The sequence below is a fragment of the Ilyobacter polytropus DSM 2926 genome, assembly GCF_000165505.1.
Lineage (GTDB): Bacteria > Fusobacteriota > Fusobacteriia > Fusobacteriales > Fusobacteriaceae > Ilyobacter > Ilyobacter polytropus.
This window is the reverse complement of record NC_014632.1, coordinates 1,262,463-1,278,647: the sequence shown is the minus strand read 5'-3', so window position 1 is coordinate 1,278,647 and position 16,185 is coordinate 1,262,463. Positions and strand designations below refer to the sequence as shown.

13 protein-coding genes and 3 tRNA genes are annotated in these 16,185 nt (G+C 34.0%); 13 read left to right on the top strand and 3 right to left on the bottom strand.

From position 1 onward, the window contains the following. Positions 1 to 342: 342 nt before the first annotated feature. The 5 genes from ILYOP_RS05935 (at position 343) to ILYOP_RS05910 (ending at position 5,393) form a co-directional block, all read left to right on the top strand. Positions 343 to 1,806 (top strand): MATE family efflux transporter, encoded by a 1,464-nt coding sequence (locus ILYOP_RS05935; protein WP_342633585.1) that lies wholly within the window; start codon positions 343 to 345, stop codon positions 1,804 to 1,806. A gap of 156 nt (positions 1,807 to 1,962) precedes the next feature. Further along, entirely contained in the window at positions 1,963 to 2,862 is a 900-nt protein-coding gene (rlmF, locus tag ILYOP_RS05930) for a 23S rRNA (adenine(1618)-N(6))-methyltransferase RlmF (protein ID WP_013387624.1), read from the top strand. 32 nt (positions 2,863 to 2,894) lie between these two features. After that, the gene (locus tag ILYOP_RS05925) at positions 2,895 to 3,686 is read left to right on the top strand and encodes a class I SAM-dependent methyltransferase (RefSeq protein ID WP_083789101.1); all 792 of its coding nucleotides are present in this window, start codon (positions 2,895 to 2,897) and stop codon (positions 3,684 to 3,686) included. Between the two features lie 39 nt (positions 3,687 to 3,725). Next, entirely contained in the window at positions 3,726 to 4,244 is a 519-nt protein-coding gene (locus ILYOP_RS05920; protein WP_013387622.1) for a GNAT family N-acetyltransferase, read from the top strand. Between the two features lie 300 nt (positions 4,245 to 4,544). Beyond that, positions 4,545 to 5,393: a PhzF family phenazine biosynthesis protein gene (locus ILYOP_RS05910; RefSeq protein WP_013387620.1), complete on the top strand. Its 849-nt coding sequence runs from the start codon at positions 4,545 to 4,547 to the stop codon at positions 5,391 to 5,393. Positions 5,394 to 5,476: 83 nt separating this feature from the next. Here the strand turns inward: ILYOP_RS05910 and ILYOP_RS05905 are convergent, their stop codons facing one another. The 3 genes from ILYOP_RS05905 to lgt form a co-directional block, all read right to left on the bottom strand. Continuing rightward, positions 5,477 to 5,680 (bottom strand): cold-shock protein, encoded by a 204-nt coding sequence (locus tag ILYOP_RS05905; RefSeq protein WP_013387619.1) that lies wholly within the window; start codon positions 5,678 to 5,680, stop codon positions 5,477 to 5,479. A 226-nt stretch (positions 5,681 to 5,906) separates the two neighbouring features. Then, on the bottom strand, positions 5,907 to 7,079 hold the full coding sequence (gene coaBC, locus ILYOP_RS05900; protein ID WP_013387618.1) for a bifunctional phosphopantothenoylcysteine decarboxylase/phosphopantothenate--cysteine ligase CoaBC: 1,173 nt from the start codon (positions 7,077 to 7,079) through the stop codon (positions 5,907 to 5,909). A gap of 166 nt (positions 7,080 to 7,245) precedes the next feature. Continuing rightward, on the bottom strand, positions 7,246 to 8,127 hold the full coding sequence (gene lgt, locus ILYOP_RS05895) for a prolipoprotein diacylglyceryl transferase (RefSeq protein ID WP_280985349.1): 882 nt from the start codon (positions 8,125 to 8,127) through the stop codon (positions 7,246 to 7,248). 233 nt (positions 8,128 to 8,360) lie between these two features. Between lgt and ILYOP_RS05890 the strand changes: the two genes are divergently transcribed. The 8 genes from ILYOP_RS05890 to ILYOP_RS05855 all read left to right on the top strand — a co-directional run bounded on the left by ILYOP_RS05890 (position 8,361) and on the right by ILYOP_RS05855 (position 16,172). Next, entirely contained in the window at positions 8,361 to 9,569 is a 1,209-nt protein-coding gene (locus ILYOP_RS05890) for an FprA family A-type flavoprotein (protein WP_013387616.1), read from the top strand. A 206-nt stretch (positions 9,570 to 9,775) separates the two neighbouring features. Then, positions 9,776 to 10,747, top strand: coding sequence for a BMP family lipoprotein (locus tag ILYOP_RS05885; protein WP_013387615.1), 972 nt, complete (start codon positions 9,776 to 9,778; stop codon positions 10,745 to 10,747). 1,151 nt (positions 10,748 to 11,898) lie between these two features. Continuing rightward, positions 11,899 to 11,975: transfer RNA gene (locus tag ILYOP_RS05880), tRNA-Pro, on the top strand. Positions 11,976 to 11,978: 3 nt separating this feature from the next. After that, positions 11,979 to 12,054 (top strand) — tRNA-Gly (locus ILYOP_RS05875). A 20-nt stretch (positions 12,055 to 12,074) separates the two neighbouring features. Next, positions 12,075 to 12,158, top strand: a tRNA-Leu gene (locus ILYOP_RS05870). Between the two features lie 108 nt (positions 12,159 to 12,266). Then, complete coding sequence (locus ILYOP_RS05865) at positions 12,267 to 13,124, top strand: hypothetical protein (protein ID WP_013387614.1); 858 nt, start codon at positions 12,267 to 12,269, stop codon at positions 13,122 to 13,124. Positions 13,125 to 13,232: 108 nt separating this feature from the next. Then, positions 13,233 to 14,093, top strand: a complete 861-nt coding sequence (locus ILYOP_RS05860; protein WP_013387613.1) for a mechanosensitive ion channel family protein — start codon at positions 13,233 to 13,235, stop codon at positions 14,091 to 14,093. A gap of 564 nt (positions 14,094 to 14,657) precedes the next feature. Beyond that, a complete protein-coding gene (locus tag ILYOP_RS05855; RefSeq protein WP_013387612.1) occupies positions 14,658 to 16,172 on the top strand; it encodes a 2-isopropylmalate synthase in 1,515 nt (504 codons plus the stop codon). Positions 16,173 to 16,185 lie beyond the last annotated feature (13 nt).

Sequence of the window (16,185 nt, the reverse complement as noted above, 5' to 3'; positions counted from 1 at the left end):
CCCCTTTCGCAAAAGAGAGTGTTTATAGTTTCGGTTTTAACTCTGCGAATCTCTCTCTTTTTCTATGTGTCCTCTGTGGCCAAAAGGTTTTATCCTTATTCGTGTTAATTTTTTTTATCTTTTATAAGATTTTCATTCGTGACAAAATCTTTTGACTATGATCTTTGGATAAATTCAGTAATTTAATCGAAAAGGTTAGTAGCTATTCAAGTTAGGGTATAGAAGAATCATATTCCCTTTATAAAAAATAAAAATATAACAAGTAAATATATTGTATAAAGGTATCCCATATAGATCTAAAAACAGCTGACTTTAAACTGTAACAATTTACAGTTAGAAAAAATGGCTATGCAAAGGTTGTATGATGTGATATCTTTTTTTTATGTTGTTTTGAAAGGGGTAATAATGAAATCAAAAATAGATATGACTCAGGGAAGCATCTCGAAGGGGCTATTGAAAATGGCCTTTCCTGTAATGGCAACATCTTTTCTTCAGATGGCCTATAACCTTACTGATATGTTTTGGATAGGAAGGACTGGGAGCAGTTCTGTGGCAGCAGTTGGAAGTGCAGGGTTTTATGTGTGGTTTAGTTTTGCATTTATACTTGTATCAAAAATAGGAGCAGAGGTGAGAGTTTCCCAGAGTATAGGGGGGAAAAATTTTTCCCGGGCAAAAGACTATGCAAGAAACGCTCTTCAAATGAATTTTATGCTTTCCGTTTTTTATGGAACTCTAGTTTATTTTTTTAGTGATAAATTAATAGGATTTTTCAATCTGGGAGATCAGAGTGTTATATCCATGGCAGTATCCTATCTCAAGATCATTGTTTTAGGGATGATATTTAGTTTTTCAAATCCTGTTTTTACAGGGATTTTTAACGGATACGGAGACAGTAAGACACCATTTTATATAAATACAATCGGTATAGGGGTCAATCTTTTACTGGATCCTCTTCTTATATTTGGAATAGGACCTATTCCTGCAATGGGAGTACAGGGGGCTGCAATTGCCACAGTCTTGGCACATTTTACGGTATTTACAACTTTTCTCATATATATAAATAAGGGAAAAGGAGTGGTGAGCTCTCTAGATTTTCACCATAAACCTGAACCATATATTATGAAAGAATATATAAAGCTGGGGTTGCCTGTGGCTCTTCACAACGGGCTTTTTACATTTTTTACAATGGTAATAGCCAGAATAATAGCACAGTGGGGGCCTCTTCCTATGGCAGTACAAAAGGTGGGCTCTCAGATAGAAGCCATATCCTGGATGACAGCTAGTGGATTTCAGGTTGCAGTTTCTACCTTTGTGGGACAAAATTACGGAGCAAAACAGCCAAAACGTATAAAAAAAGGTTATGCAACTGGGATCGCGATTATTTCTGTAGTTGGTGTTTTTGCCACTCTTCTTCTGATTGTTTTTGCTAAACCGATATTTTCAATTTTTATTCCAGAGGAAAAAGCTGTAAAATTCGGTGTGGAGTATTTAAAAATACTTGGATATTCTCAATTGTTTATGTGTATAGAGATAGTTACAGCAGGGGCTTTCAATGGTCTTGGAAAGACATCACCACCCTCTATAGTCAGCATAGTCTTTAATGCCCTGAGGATCCCCTTGTCTATATTTCTCTCCTCTGAATCTTTGCTAGGATTAAATGGAGTTTGGTGGACACTCACTATAACAAGTATTTTAAAGGGTGTGATTCTTGTGGGGTGGTTTTTACTCATGGTGAAAAAAACAGAATTTTTCAAAACAGAGGACAGCTTGGAATATAATACGATTCTAGAAGAAAGAGATTTATGAAATAATAACATAGAAAGACACCTTCTTATGAGCTAGAAGGTGTCTTTCTAATATCATTTTTATTTCTTGTGTTTTGCTTTTCCTTGCCTGGAATAATCAAGCGTGCTACAATTTAATCTGTGATATTAAAGACATTCAATTAATAAGGAGTGCAAAGTGAAAAAGATAAAGAAAAAAGGGGAACTGCATCCAAAAAATCCCCATAAAGGAAAATATAATTTTAAATTACTTGTAAAAAATCTGCCGGAATTGAAAAAGTACCTGAAAAAAAATCCAAGAGGGGAAGAAACTATAGATTTTAGTGACAACAAAGGGGTCATTCTTTTAAATAAGGCACTTTTAAAAACCTACTACGATATAGACAACTGGGATATACCAAAGGGTTTTTTATGCCCCCCTATTCCTGGGAGAGCAGACTATATACACTATATAGCAGGATTGCTAAAAGGGAAAAGAAAAGGTGTAAAAGTATTAGATATAGGAACAGGTGCAAACTGCATTTACCCTATTATAGGAAGTCAAAGTTATAATTGGGATTTTGTAGCTTCAGAGATAGACCCGAAATCCATAGAAAATGCAAAAAAAATAGTGAACTCAAATAAAGTTTTGAAAAATAAAATAACTCTAAAACTTCAAAAAAATAGGGAAAATATTTTTGAAGGGATAATCGAAAAAAATGATAAATTTGATTTGACCATGTGTAATCCTCCATTTCATGCTTCCTTAGAGGATGCCTTAAAGGCAAATAAAAGAAAAGTGAATAATCTCAATAAAGAAAATAAAAAAGTAAAAAAAGGATTGAATTTCGGTGGACAGAAAGCTGAATTATGGTGTCCTGGTGGAGAGCGCCTTTTCCTGAAAAAAATGGCCGAGGAAAGTCTTAGGTTTTCTTCCCAAGTTACCTGGTTTACATCCCTGATTTCCAACAAGGACAATATAAAGCCAACCCAGAAGTTATTGTATAAACTAGGGGCTAAAGATATAAAAATATTAGAGATGAGTCAAGGACAAAAGATCAGCAGGATCTTAGCCTGGACTTTTAAAACTGAAAGTTAAATTTATTTTTGAGAATTACCGAAAATCTTTAGATGTCTCAGCTTAAAAATAGGAGGAGTAATATGAAACAGTGGTATGAAACCTTATTTGAAAACTATGGTAAAAAATATGACAGTGAAAGCTTTACACAGGGGACTATTGGAGAGTGCAACTTTATTGAAGATGAGATCTATCACAATAAAAATATCAGAATTTTAGATATTGGGTGTGGCACTGGACGTCATTCTATAGAATTAGCAAAGCGTGGTTATTATGTAACTGGGATTGATCTGTCAGAGTCTATGCTGAAAAGAGCAAAAGAAAAGTCCGAAGAAGAAAAAGTAGATGTTTATTTTCAAAAGGCAGATGCCAGAAATCTTACTTTCAAAGAGGAGTTTGATCTGGCTATTATGATCTGTGAGGGAGCTTTTTCCCTTATGGAAACTGATGAGATGAATTACCAGATACTTGAAAGTGCTGCCAAGTCACTAAAGGAAAATGGGAAATTAATATTTACAACACTAAATGCTTTATTTCCTCTATACCACTCAGTAAAAGATTTTATAGAGTCCCAAAAGCAAGAAGGAAATGCAAGCTGTGAGAAAAGTTCCTTTGATCTAATGACCTTTCGTGAACACAATACCACCTCTTTAGAGGATGATTCTGGAAACCAAATGGAACTTCACTGCAATGAGAGATATTATGCACCATCTGAAATAACCTGGATTTTAAAATCACTGGGTTTTAAGACTATTGACATCTATGGAGCAAAATTAGGTGCCTTTAGCAGAAAAGATAAGCTTACAACAGAGGATTTTGAGATGCTGATAATTGCAGAAAAATAATTTATTCAGTAAAGAGTTAGATATATGTGGAGGAATATCATGGGGATGAAAATAGTAAAATACAACAAGCTGTCTGAATCTGGGTATTTAGAATATATAAATGATTGGGAATTTTCAGAGGAGATAATTGTACCCATGGCAGCTACTCAAGAAGATGCAAGCTTTCATGAACTGCTCACAAGATGGACAACTGACGAAACAGACGAGGTCTATAAAAAGGGATTTGTTCCGTCGACACTTTATTTTTTAGTTAATAAGAAAAAAGTACTAGGAGCCATACATTTCAGACATGAGCTTAATGATGATCTTCTTTGCAAAGGGGGACACATAGGCTATGGCATCAGACCTTCAGAAAGAGGGAATGGGTACGCTTTAAAAATGCTGCTGCTGCTTCTAGATATAGTTAAAGCAAAAGGGTATAATAATATTTTAATAACCTGTGATGAAGGCAATATAGCCTCGGCAAAAACAATAGAAAGTGCCAACGGGATTTTATATGATAAAATAGAACTCGAAGGGGAAACAACCCTCAGATACTGGATCCATTTAGATTCATAAAAATGAAACCAAGATAAGTGTATACCTAAATTAAAAAAATTAGATATATCACTAGGAGGTAGAAATGATTTTATTATTTTTAGGAATATTTACCCTGGTTTGTACTTTTTACAAACCTTCATTTTACTGGGAGAGTAGGAAGGCCAAGAGCATGAGAAAATTGATCGGTGATAGTGGTACCACTGCGCTGTATTATCTTATAGGTTTATCAGTTTCAGTGATAGGGATATTTGGGGCACTTGGAATCATATCGTTGAAATAAAAGAAAAAAAATCCTTTAGTCTATAAAAGGGAGAAAAGATGAGTTTAAAAATAAAAGCATTAAAAATTTATCAGGTGGATGCATTTACAGATAAAGCCTTTCATGGGAATTCCGCAGGAGTCTGTATATTAGAAGAACCAATAGAAGATGAGATAATGCAGGCTATAGCTGCAGAGATGAATCTTTCTGAAACAGCATTTTTGATTCCTGAAAAAAATAGTCTTTTGGAAAGTTCAAATGTTTTCTCATTACGTTGGTTTACTCCAAAAGTCGAAGTATCAATGTGCGGACACGCAACCCTTGCTGCTTCAGCAATCTTGTTTGATGAATTTCATGTGCAGACTGATGAAATAATCTATAGAACTAAATCTGGGAAATTAATTGCCAGAAAAAAAGAAAATAAAATTGTCTTGGATTTTCCGTTGGATACACCTGTATTTGAAGGCTTTCCCATAAATAAAAAACTACTTGAAGCTGTGGGTATATCAGAGTATGAAAATATTTTTTTAGGCGAAAACACAAAAAAACTCGTAGTACACCTGAAAAATCATGAGGAAGTTTTAAAGTTAAATCCAAACTTTGAATTGATGAGACAGCTAGATGTCATGGGGATAAAAGGACTCGGTGTAACTGCCTCTATAGGAGCAGATTATGACTTTATCTCGAGATATTTCAATCCCTGGGCTGGCATTGACGAAGACTCTGTTACAGGTTCTGTACACACTTTATTGGCATCTTACTGGTCTGAAATACTAGGAAAAAATGTATTAAATGCCTATCAGGCGTCAAAAAGAGGCGGGGAAATGCTTTTGAAATTAAGAGAAGATAGAAGGCTAGAAATTATAGGGGATTTTATAATAACATTAAAAGGAGAAATTTATATATAAGCAAAAAGTGTTAAAAGTCTAATTTAATATAAGAATAAAAAATAGCCTCAAAGCAAAGTTGCTTTGAGGCTATTCTGAACTTATTAGTTTGCAGGAGTTACGTTAGCAGCTTGTGGACCTTTTTGTCCTTCAACTACGTCAAATGTAACTTCTTCTCCCTCTTCAAGAGTTTTGAATCCAGGCTTGTTGATTTCAGAGAAGTGTACGAATAAATCGTTTCCTTCTTCTGAAGTGATGAATCCGAATCCCTTTTCTGAGTTAAACCATTTTACTGTTCCTTTTAGCATTTTAGCACCTCCAAAATTATTGTGCTTATAACTCTAGGCTAAAATACCTTTTTAAAACCAGTCTTACAATCTATGCTTGTATATGCGGTAGGCGTTAAGCCATAAGATATTTTATTTGTGAACCTGAAGAATTAAAGCACAATTATTATAACATTTTTATATTCTATAAACAATATGTTTTTTAGTAAATCTTGTTTAAAAATTTTAATATATAATATTATCTGAATTAGAATTTGATCTCTTTTAAAATATTAAATGCAAGTTCCTGTTTTTTCATTTCAGGTATTTCTATTTTTGATCCATCTTTTTTAAGTAATGTAACCTGATTGTTTGAGCTTTGCATATATGTAACTAAGTTTCCTACGATGAGATCCAAGTTTTTCTTTTGGAGTTTTCTTGTGGCATTTTCTATCAAATTCTCACTTTCTGCGGCAAATCCTATAAGAAACTGCTTGTTTTTCTTTTGACCCATTTCATAAAGAATATCAGGATTTCGGTCAAGGACCAAAACCATGTCATCATCTTTTTTCTTTATCTTATGTGTGGAGTATTCTTTTACCTTATAGTCTGCCACAGCAGCACAGGCAATAGCTGCATCCTGACTGTCGTAATATTCCATGACTGTATCAAACATTTCCTGTGCACTTCTAACTTGTAAAAAGTTTTTAACACCTTCAGGAACAGATAGATTTGTAGGGCCTGAAACTAAAGTTACCTCTGCACCTAATTGTGCTGCAGCTGAGGCTAGGGAGTATCCCATCTGACCAGTGGATCTGTTTGAAAGGTACCTTACAGGATCTACTGCTTCTTCTGTTCTTCCTGCAGTAATAAGAATTTTTTTATTGTTAAGTGACTTTTCTATCGGGTTTAATTCAGTTTTGATGATATTTACAATATCCTCTTCTTTTTTTAATCTTCCTTTGGCATTTACATTGCATGCTAGGAATCCTTCATCAGCCTCTATAAACTTATACCCATATTTTTTTAATTTGTCGATATTGTCCTTTAAAATAGGATTTTCATACATATTTACATTCATTGCCAGGGCAAAATATACAGGTGCCTTTGTAGCAGATATAACTGTAGAAAGCATATCGTCTGCGATTCCGTTTGCTACCTTGCCCACCATGTTATATGTAGCCGGAGCAACTAAAACCACATCTGCCCATTCTCCGAAAGATATATGCTCTACTTCAAGATTGGGCTTTTTTTCCCACATATCTACTATAACTCTGTCTCTTGCAAGGGTCTCAAGGGTGAGAGGAGTTATTATCTCTGTGGCACTTTTTGTCATGATGACTCTGACATTGCACCCATTCTTTTTAAGGAGAGAGATTATATTTGCAGCCTTATATGCAGCTATCCCACCTGTAACTCCCAGTAATACGTTTTTTTTCATTGAATTTCACCTCATCAATAATAGCAGTAATTTTTTAAGAAAATTATACTACTAATTAGAAATTTTTTCAAATTTAAATCTTTCAGTTAAATATTTTTATCCAAAGTTAAACTTTATCAGCTTAATATCCTAAAGTTCATTAAAAAAGAGGGACGAATTATCCCTCTTAAATATCTCTTTTATTCAAATATTTAATCATAATTATGGAAACAGAAACGAAGATGATACTAATTGCGTGAGGAGCTCTAAATCCTGCGATCATAAGATCTTCTGCCCTAAAAAAGCTTACAAAAACTCTTATGAGGCTGTACATAATTACATAAATCCACCAAACAGTACCGGCAGCATACTCTTTTTTCCTGAAATAAAACCAGATAAGTAAAAAAGCTGTGAAGTTTAAGAACATTTCGTATAGCATAGCCGGATGCAGCGGAAGGTTTGGAAATTCACTCCCTGCAGGTGAAGATTCAGGAAAAACAATTCCCCAGGGAACCAGTTCCTTGTACTTCATCTGAGCCTCTATACTCATCGACCTATACTGATCATACCATGTATAAAAACCAGGTTTCAGTGTGAATATAACCTTCCAAGGTGTAAAGGTAGGTACTCCGTGAATCTCCCCGTTCATAAGATTACCAAATCTACCTATACCTTGTCCCAGAATAAATGGAGCTGCGGCAATATCTCCAAGTTTCCAAGGGCTGACTTTATTTCTGTGGGCAAAGATAAAGGTACCGATAATCCCACCGATAATCCCACCGTGAATTGCCATTCCGCCGTTCCAAACAGCGAGTATCTCCATGGGATTATTAAAGTAATAATGAGGGTTAAAAAGTACATAGTAAAGTCTGCCTCCAATAAGTCCAGACACCATAGCCGTTATGGCAAAGTTCTCTAAAAGGGCTGGAGACATATTCACTCTCTTTGCCTCTCTTTTTGCTATCTCTATTCCTATAAAAAATGCTAGTGCATACATGAGGCCGTAATATCTTAACTTGAAGCCTCCGATTTCAAATAGTATTGGATCCATTTTGTCCTCCTGAAATATAGACTTTAAAAAGATTATATCACAAAAAAATAAAGTGGCAATAGCAAAAGAAATCAGTTTTTGAAACTAATTTTTAAAAACTTGAAATTTCTGTGATATAAAAGTATAATTTTAAGAGTGAAAGAGTAGTTTTGTAAAGCTATGTTTTACAAAAAAATCTTGTGAAAAAAATATAATTTTGATATTATTGTAATTAAATAGACTGTTTGTAATGATTTTATAAGGAGGTAAAAATGCATAATTTAGTAAAAGTAACCGATAGTGTTTATTGGGTTGGAGCAAATGATAGAAAAACTGAGAGATTTGAAAATTACATGCCTCTTCCGATGGGAGTAGCGTACAATTCATATGTTATTAAAGATGAGAAGACTTGTGTTATCGATACGGTAGAGTTCGGTGTAGAGGGACTTTTCATGGAGAAACTTGAGTGTGTTTTAGATGGTAAAGATCTTGATTATATTGTGGTGAATCACATGGAGCCTGATCATTCAGGTGGTCTTAGAGATCTTATGAAAAAATATCCTAATGCAAAGGTGGTGGGAAATGCTAAAACATTCCCTATGATGAAAGCATTTATTCACGAAGCAAATGAGGAAAATTTTCATATTGTAAAAGAGGGGGATGTTTTAGATTTAGGACATCATAAACTTACTTTTGCTATGATGCCAATGGTTCACTGGCCTGAAAGTATGGTTACTTATGATACAACAGAAAAAATACTTTTCTCAAATGATGCCTTTGGAAGTTTTGGAGCTTTAGACGGTGGAATTTTTGATGATGAAGTAAACTTTGATTTTTATGAAGATGAGATGAGAAGATACTATGCCAACATAGTTGGGAAATATGGTATGCAGGTTCAAAATGCAATAAAAAAATTAAGTCCTCTTGAGATTAAATATATATGTCCATCACACGGTATAGTATGGAGAACTGACATAAAAAGAGTTATAAAGCATTATGACTACTGGTCTAGGCTTGAGCCAGAATCAGAAGGTGTAGTTATAGTATACGGAACTATGTATGGTAATACAGCAAAACAGGCAAACGCCATAGCTAGAGAACTAAGTGCTCAGGGAATAAAAGAGGTAAAAGTTTATGACGCTTCTAAAACAGATCACTCTTTTATTTTAAGTGACATATGGAAGTATAAGGGACTTATTATTGGTTCATGCTCACACAACAATGCCCTTTATCCAAAGGTACAACCATTACTTCATAAACTACAGAATTACGGATTAAAAAATAGATATTTAGGTATATTTGGAAATATGATGTGGAGTGGTGGAGGAGTAAGAGGAATACAGGCTTTCGCTGATGCACTAAACGGAAATGAGATTGTAGCAGAGGCTGTTGAAGTAAGAGGGAATCCTACTTTGGAAGACTATGAAAAGCTTGAAAATATTGCAAGAGCTATGGCTGAAAAAATCAAATCCCATAGATAATTAAAACCCGCCTTAAGGCGGGTTTTTTAGTTTTAAAACTATGTTAATTTTAATTATTTCGTTGTCTTCTATACTCTTTACTCCGTATATAAATCATTAAAAAATGATAATTGTACCGGAACAATTGAGAATTTTAAAAGTGCATATTTTTTCAAAAATATGATAAATTAAAGGTCTAAATTTAATTTACGAGGTGGGGAATTTTCATGAAGAGATTATTGGGTATTTTAGCAGGAATTATCATTTTTACTTTTACAGCCTTTGGAGCAGAAAAAACAAAGGTAGGACTGGTATTGTCCTCAGGGGGCTTAGGTACGGGATTTAACCATATGGCTTATGAGGCTTTGACAAAGTTGCAAGACGAGGGGGAAATAAAATTTAAATATGTTGAACCTTCAAATATAAATGAGGATCTTCAGTATTTGAGAGATTTTGCAAGTACCGGTCAGTATGATATTATTATCGGAATGGGAACAGTGGTAGCTGAATCTTTGAAAGTAGCCGCAGAAGAGTATCCAGATCAAAAGTTTGGACTTGTAGGGGCCACAATAGAGATACCAAATACTGTCACTATAGACTTTGCTGAACAGGAGATGTCATTTTTGGCTGGAGCACTATCTGCAATGATGAGTAAGACTGGAGTTGTAGGAACAATTCCTGCAATGGATAACAGGTCTTTCAACAGATTCAAAAATGGATTTAGACAGGGGGCACAATATGTCAATCCAAAGGTAAAGGTATTTAACACTTATATGCCTACTACAAGCAGCAACCCATTTAACGATCCGGCAACTGGTAAAAATATTTCACTTATGATGATGGATAGAAAAGCAGACGTAATTATGCACGTGGCAGAAGGTACAGGAAGAGGTCTTTTCCAGGCTGCAAAAGAAAGAGGCGTATACGCAATAGGCTGCGATGTAGATGAGGATGGGGTTCTTCCAGGGACTATTCTGACATCTGTGAGAGTAAGGATAGATAATGCTGTGTACAGTCTTGTATCAGACCTGATAAAAGATAAATTTGTTCCTGGTTATACTCAGGCTAACCTTGCAAGCAATGGTGTCTCACTTACAGATTTCAAATATACAAAAGATATAATAGGGGAAAAAAGAATGGCTAAACTTAATAAGATAAAAAATGATATTATTAAAGGGAAGATAAAAGTTTCAGAATAGTTTTTTTAAAAGAGAGGACTTAGATCACTTGAAATTAAGTGATTCTAAATCCTTTCTTTTATATTTAGTCAATTAAATTTTTTCTAATTTTTAAACAATGATTATGAATATACTGGAAGATTATCTTTCAAAGAAAAGTGACAATAAATTAGGTTGGTTATTTATAAAAGTTGATGGTTCAAATAAATTACTGAATTTATCTGAAAACCCGTGTTACTTTCTTTGCTTGCTCAAAGAAAGTAACCAAAGAAAAGGCACCCAATTAAAATTAATGAAACTTGTAAAAATAAATTTTACAAGAACTAGAAAATATATTCGTTCCACTCATTATTTTCTAAGTCAAATCACTTCTGAACTAACTTTCTATTGAAATATAGTCGGTAAACCTCCTTATTTCAATGAAAGTGGATTTCACAAGATGATTTCTTAACGGTATTTTTTAAAGGGGGAATTCAAAATCTTAAATGATTTTCTTTAAATCTTTTGAAATTCTTTTGGCCATTGACAAAATCAGCGTTAAGAATAACTGCAGTAAAATCCTTAGAAAAAATCGACTGTCTGAGCGTAGCGAGTTTCGAGTTTTTCTTGGATTTTCAAGGTTATTTAGCTGATTTTTCACAGGCTTGAACTTTTGGTTACTTTTCTTTCAAGAGAAAAGTAACGAATCCTTATAAATTAAATACTTGAACCTTAACTAAAGATAGCAATTCAGTTTGTTTATTTAGACTCTTACCTCTATTTAAATTAGACATAATCAGTGAAAAAAAATTCTAAAAAAACTTCCTGAGACAAGGCTTGATCATGTGGTAATATAAAAAACAGTCTGCAGCGATTAAAGAGGCAAAGAATAATACTACATAAATTAAATAATCTCTAAATATTAAAGCCAAAATTATAAAAGTGATGATAAAAAGTCCTAACATATTAAGCTCCTAACTCTTTGAAGTATATATATACAAAATAACATAAAGAAAATTATTTTTCAAGTTTTTAGAAGTGAGGATTTTTTTACTTTAAAATTCCTTGGAATTAATAGCTTCTGAGTAATTAATTGTGGTTGTAAATGGCAGTAATAAAAGAAAAAACAAAAAAACTCTTGCAAAAGTTTTTTTGTTATGTTATTATTATTCCTGTTGAGAGACAAAATATAACGGAGCATAGCGCAGCCCGGTAGCGCACCTGCCTTGGGAGCAGGGGGTCGCAAGTTCAAATCTTGCTGTTCCGACCATTTGCGGGAATAGCTCAGTTGGTAGAGCGTCAGCCTTCCAAGCTGAATGTCGCCAGTTCGAACCTGGTTTCCCGCTCCAACAATTTTATACTTATCTACGCGGGGGTGGCGGAATTGGCAGACGCGCTAGACTTAGGATCTAGTGTCTTTGACGTGGGAGTTCAAGTCTCCCCCTCCGCACCAATAAGGACTTAAAGCAGCTTTTCGGAGCTGTTTTTTTTAATTTTGTTTAAATGTGATTATTAAAGTTAGATATATTGAATGTCGATTTATTTTAAGAGAGGTAAAATTATGATTTATTTTTTATTTTTAAACCATCCTAAGGGAGAAAAATTGTATAAAATGCCTTCTGAGAAGGAAAAAATGGCAAGAAGGTATTTCTCTAGTGGAGATATGATAGAGAGTGATGTAGAGATAAAAGGAAAAATTTACAGGGCGACAATAGATTACGGAGTTTTTTCTGCCATGACCAATTTTGACTGTTTTAACTGTTTGGATACCTGCTGTGGAGATGCACCGTCAAAATTCAGTGATGCTACAAGAAAACTTATTTTGGGAAATATAGATGAGTATAATAATTTGACTAAAAATATAGATATTCTTGAGGAACTAGGCTATGAAAGAAAAAGTATAGAGGAAAGTATCCAAAAGGATGATCTCATGATACCAGAAGATCATATAGGGGAAGAGATAGAACTTTGCACCTGTGCCTTTAGACCGAATAACAGTACGACTTTGTGTTCGGCCCACTCTATATGTTTAGAAAAGGGTATGGAAGCTTCTGATATATTGAATCACAAGCCGCTGATATGCAATCTATGGCCTATAGAGGTTTTAGCTGAGGAGGATCTTTCTATGCTTTATATCACCCTCCCAGATGATTTTACTAATGGCTTTACAATTGAAGATTATTACAACAAGGCTTGTATAAACTACGAATATGGAACCAGCGCTTCTTTTAAAAGGACAAATCCAGAAGGGTTTCATAAGAACGACTATAGACCTCTTATTGTTTCATACCAAGATACCATAAAAAATTCATTTGGGGAAAAATGTTATGAAAAGATAAAGAAAAAGCTTATAGAGGAAGAATTTGTTTCTGAAGATGAATTCTATGCAGAGAGGCAGCAGCTGATAAAGAGATATTAATTTTAGTATCTTAGATAAAGGATTGTTTTGGAAATTTTCATATAAAGCATAATATGTTACAATCATACTAGTGAAAATTATAAAATATTTAGGTGGTGTTTAGGTTTAATGTCGTACTATGTTGCTGCTATTTTGGTTTTGGTATTCACTTTAATTTATCTTTTGATTAGACTTCGGACTTTAGAAAAGCATTTCAAGGGGAATGTTGAGGAAAATAAAAATTTTGGTGCTATGAGAAATGGATCATCAGTACTAAAAAAAACTCTCAAAAGATCTAAAGAAAAGGCATTAAAAAATATAGGAACCAGATTTACAATTATAAGAAGGTCGCTTTTTCTTTTTTGGTTTGTAATAACGGTATTTTTATTACTTTATCCTTTCTTGGGGAATTTTTCAAAAGGTGTCTTTTCTGTGTTTGCATCTACTGGAACAATATTTTTAGGATTTGCAGCCAAACCCTTTATAGAAAATATTATCGCCGGGATGGTAATAACACTTTCAAAACAGTTTAATGTAGGAGACACGATACTTATAAAAGATCAATACGGTGTGGTTGAAGATATAAATATGACACATACAATAGTAAAGTTGTGGGACTGGCAAAGATTTGTAATACCTAATGTGAATATGCTCAAAGAGAATTTTATAAATTATTCTCTTGTAGATCAATCCCAGTGGTCTAAGGTAGAGTTCTGGATATCATATGAAGCTGACATAGCTACAGTAAAAGAACTTGCTATAAAACTGGCAAAAAAAAATACACATGTAAATCTAACCAGTGAACCCTACTTTTGGGTTATGGAAATGACTTCAGAAAATATAAAATGCTGGGTTGCTGCCCTTACAGATACTCCTGCTAACGGTTGGTCTTTTAAGAATGAGTTTAGAATTAATTTTTATACAGAATTAGGAAAACTTGGTATAAAACCTCATTTAAATGTAAAGTATGCAGTGTCAGATAAAAATTAAAAAAGTTCTTTTGAGGTAAACAAGTGTAAAATAAATCTAATACAAAAATATAAAAAAACAAGAGTGAAAATAAATTTAATATGTAATTTTATTTTCAAATAAATTTTTTTATTCTTTTTAAATAAAGGGTTTTTTAGTAGGGAGCGATATATAAAATGTTATTTTATATTGAAAAGTTCTCTTTATCAGATAAAAAGTTTAACTGTACTTCATTATTTTAGTTGACATTATAACTCCATTTTGTTAAAATTCTACATAACACGAAAAACAATGGCAATTAACGAAAAGGAGGAAGAAAAATGATAATATCCTACACGATTTCAATATCTCTACTGCTATCTCTGCTGCTGGTCCTACTGCTAGTCCTAAACCAACAAAGTAGAATAGAGATAAACAGTGTTAGGAGCTTAAGTCATTTATCTCCAGCCCTTTTAAACAGAGGGTTTGTTTCGTTATAACCAGGTACGGGTTTTGATGAATGGGGAAAAACGAGAATTTGGGATTATTAAGCAGCCTACTAGGCTGCTTTTTTTATACAGTTTGAGAAGAATAAAGGGGGAAAAAATGAGAAAAGTTAAGATTTTTGACACAACTCTTAGGGACGGGGAGCAAACACCAGGGGTAAACCTTTCAATCGAAGAAAAGTTAACAATTGCAAAAAATCTGGAAGAACTAAATGTGGACATTATAGAGGCTGGATTCGCCATAGCTTCTCAAGCCGACTTTGATGCAATAAAAGAAGTGGCTAAGACTATAAAAAAATGTAAAGTCGCTTCTCTAGCCAGAGCAACTGAAAAAGATATAGACAGAGCATGGGATGCAGTAAAAGAAGCAAAGTATCCAAGAATACATACTTTTATAGCGACATCCGATATTCATATGAAATACAAGCTTAAGATGTCAGAAGATGAAGTATATAACCAGGCTGTAGAGATGGTAAAGTATGCAAAATCCAAAGGCTGTGAAGTTCAATTTTCATGCGAGGATGCTTCTAGAACAAGACCTGAATTCCTTTACAGAGTTTTAGAGGGAGTTATCGATGCAGGAGCTATAGTAGTAAATATTCCAGATACAGTTGGATTTACGTATCCTGAGGAATTTTATGAGATAGTAAAAGGTATAAAAGAAAATGTACCAAACATAGATAAAGCTGAAATCGCAGTTCATTGCCATAATGATCTTGGACTGGCTACAGCAAATGCCTTAGCTGCAATTCGTGCAGGGGCAGCACAGATAGAGTGTACTGTAAACGGTCTAGGAGAAAGAGCAGGAAACACAGCTATAGAGGAGCTTGCTATGACGCTTAAGGTAAGACCTGAAGGTTATGGTGTAGAATGCGGAATAAATCACAGCAAGATTTATCACGTAAGTAAGACAGTAAGCAAGCTTACTGGGGTGGATATACAGCCAAACAAAGCTGTGGTAGGTGACAACGCCTTTGCCCATGAATCTGGTATACATCAGCATGGAGTATTGGAAAACAGCAGTACTTATGAGATAATGACTCCAGAGAGTATAGGAAGAGCAAAAAATAAGCTTGTATTCGGAAAACATTCTGGAAAACATGCTTTTAAAGATAAGCTAATTGAACTTGGATATGAATTGTCTGAGGAAAAAATAGACGATATTTTCAAAAAATTTAAAAAACTTACAGATATTAAAAAAGAAATTTTAGATGAAGACATTGAATCTCTAGCCCTTGGTGGACTTAGAACCGTTGAAAAATCTTATGATCTCACAAGTTTTAATATCACTAGAATACCGGGACATACTACTCAGGCAGAGGTAAAAATGGTAGCCAAAAGTGAAATAAGAACTGCAATTGCAGAGGGTGACGGACCGGTAAGTGCTGTGTACAACGCCATAAATACAATAACTGGATGTAAAAATTGCACACTTAAAGATTACTCTATAAAAAGTATAACAAGTGCTTCTGATGCACAAGGTGAAGCAAGAGTAGAAGTGGAAATAGATGGTAAAGTATATATTGGTAAGGGTATCAAAACTGATATAATAGAGGCAAGTGCCGTAGCTTATATAGATGCTATAAACAGAAGTTTAATAAATGTAAATAAATAGGGGGGGAAACTGT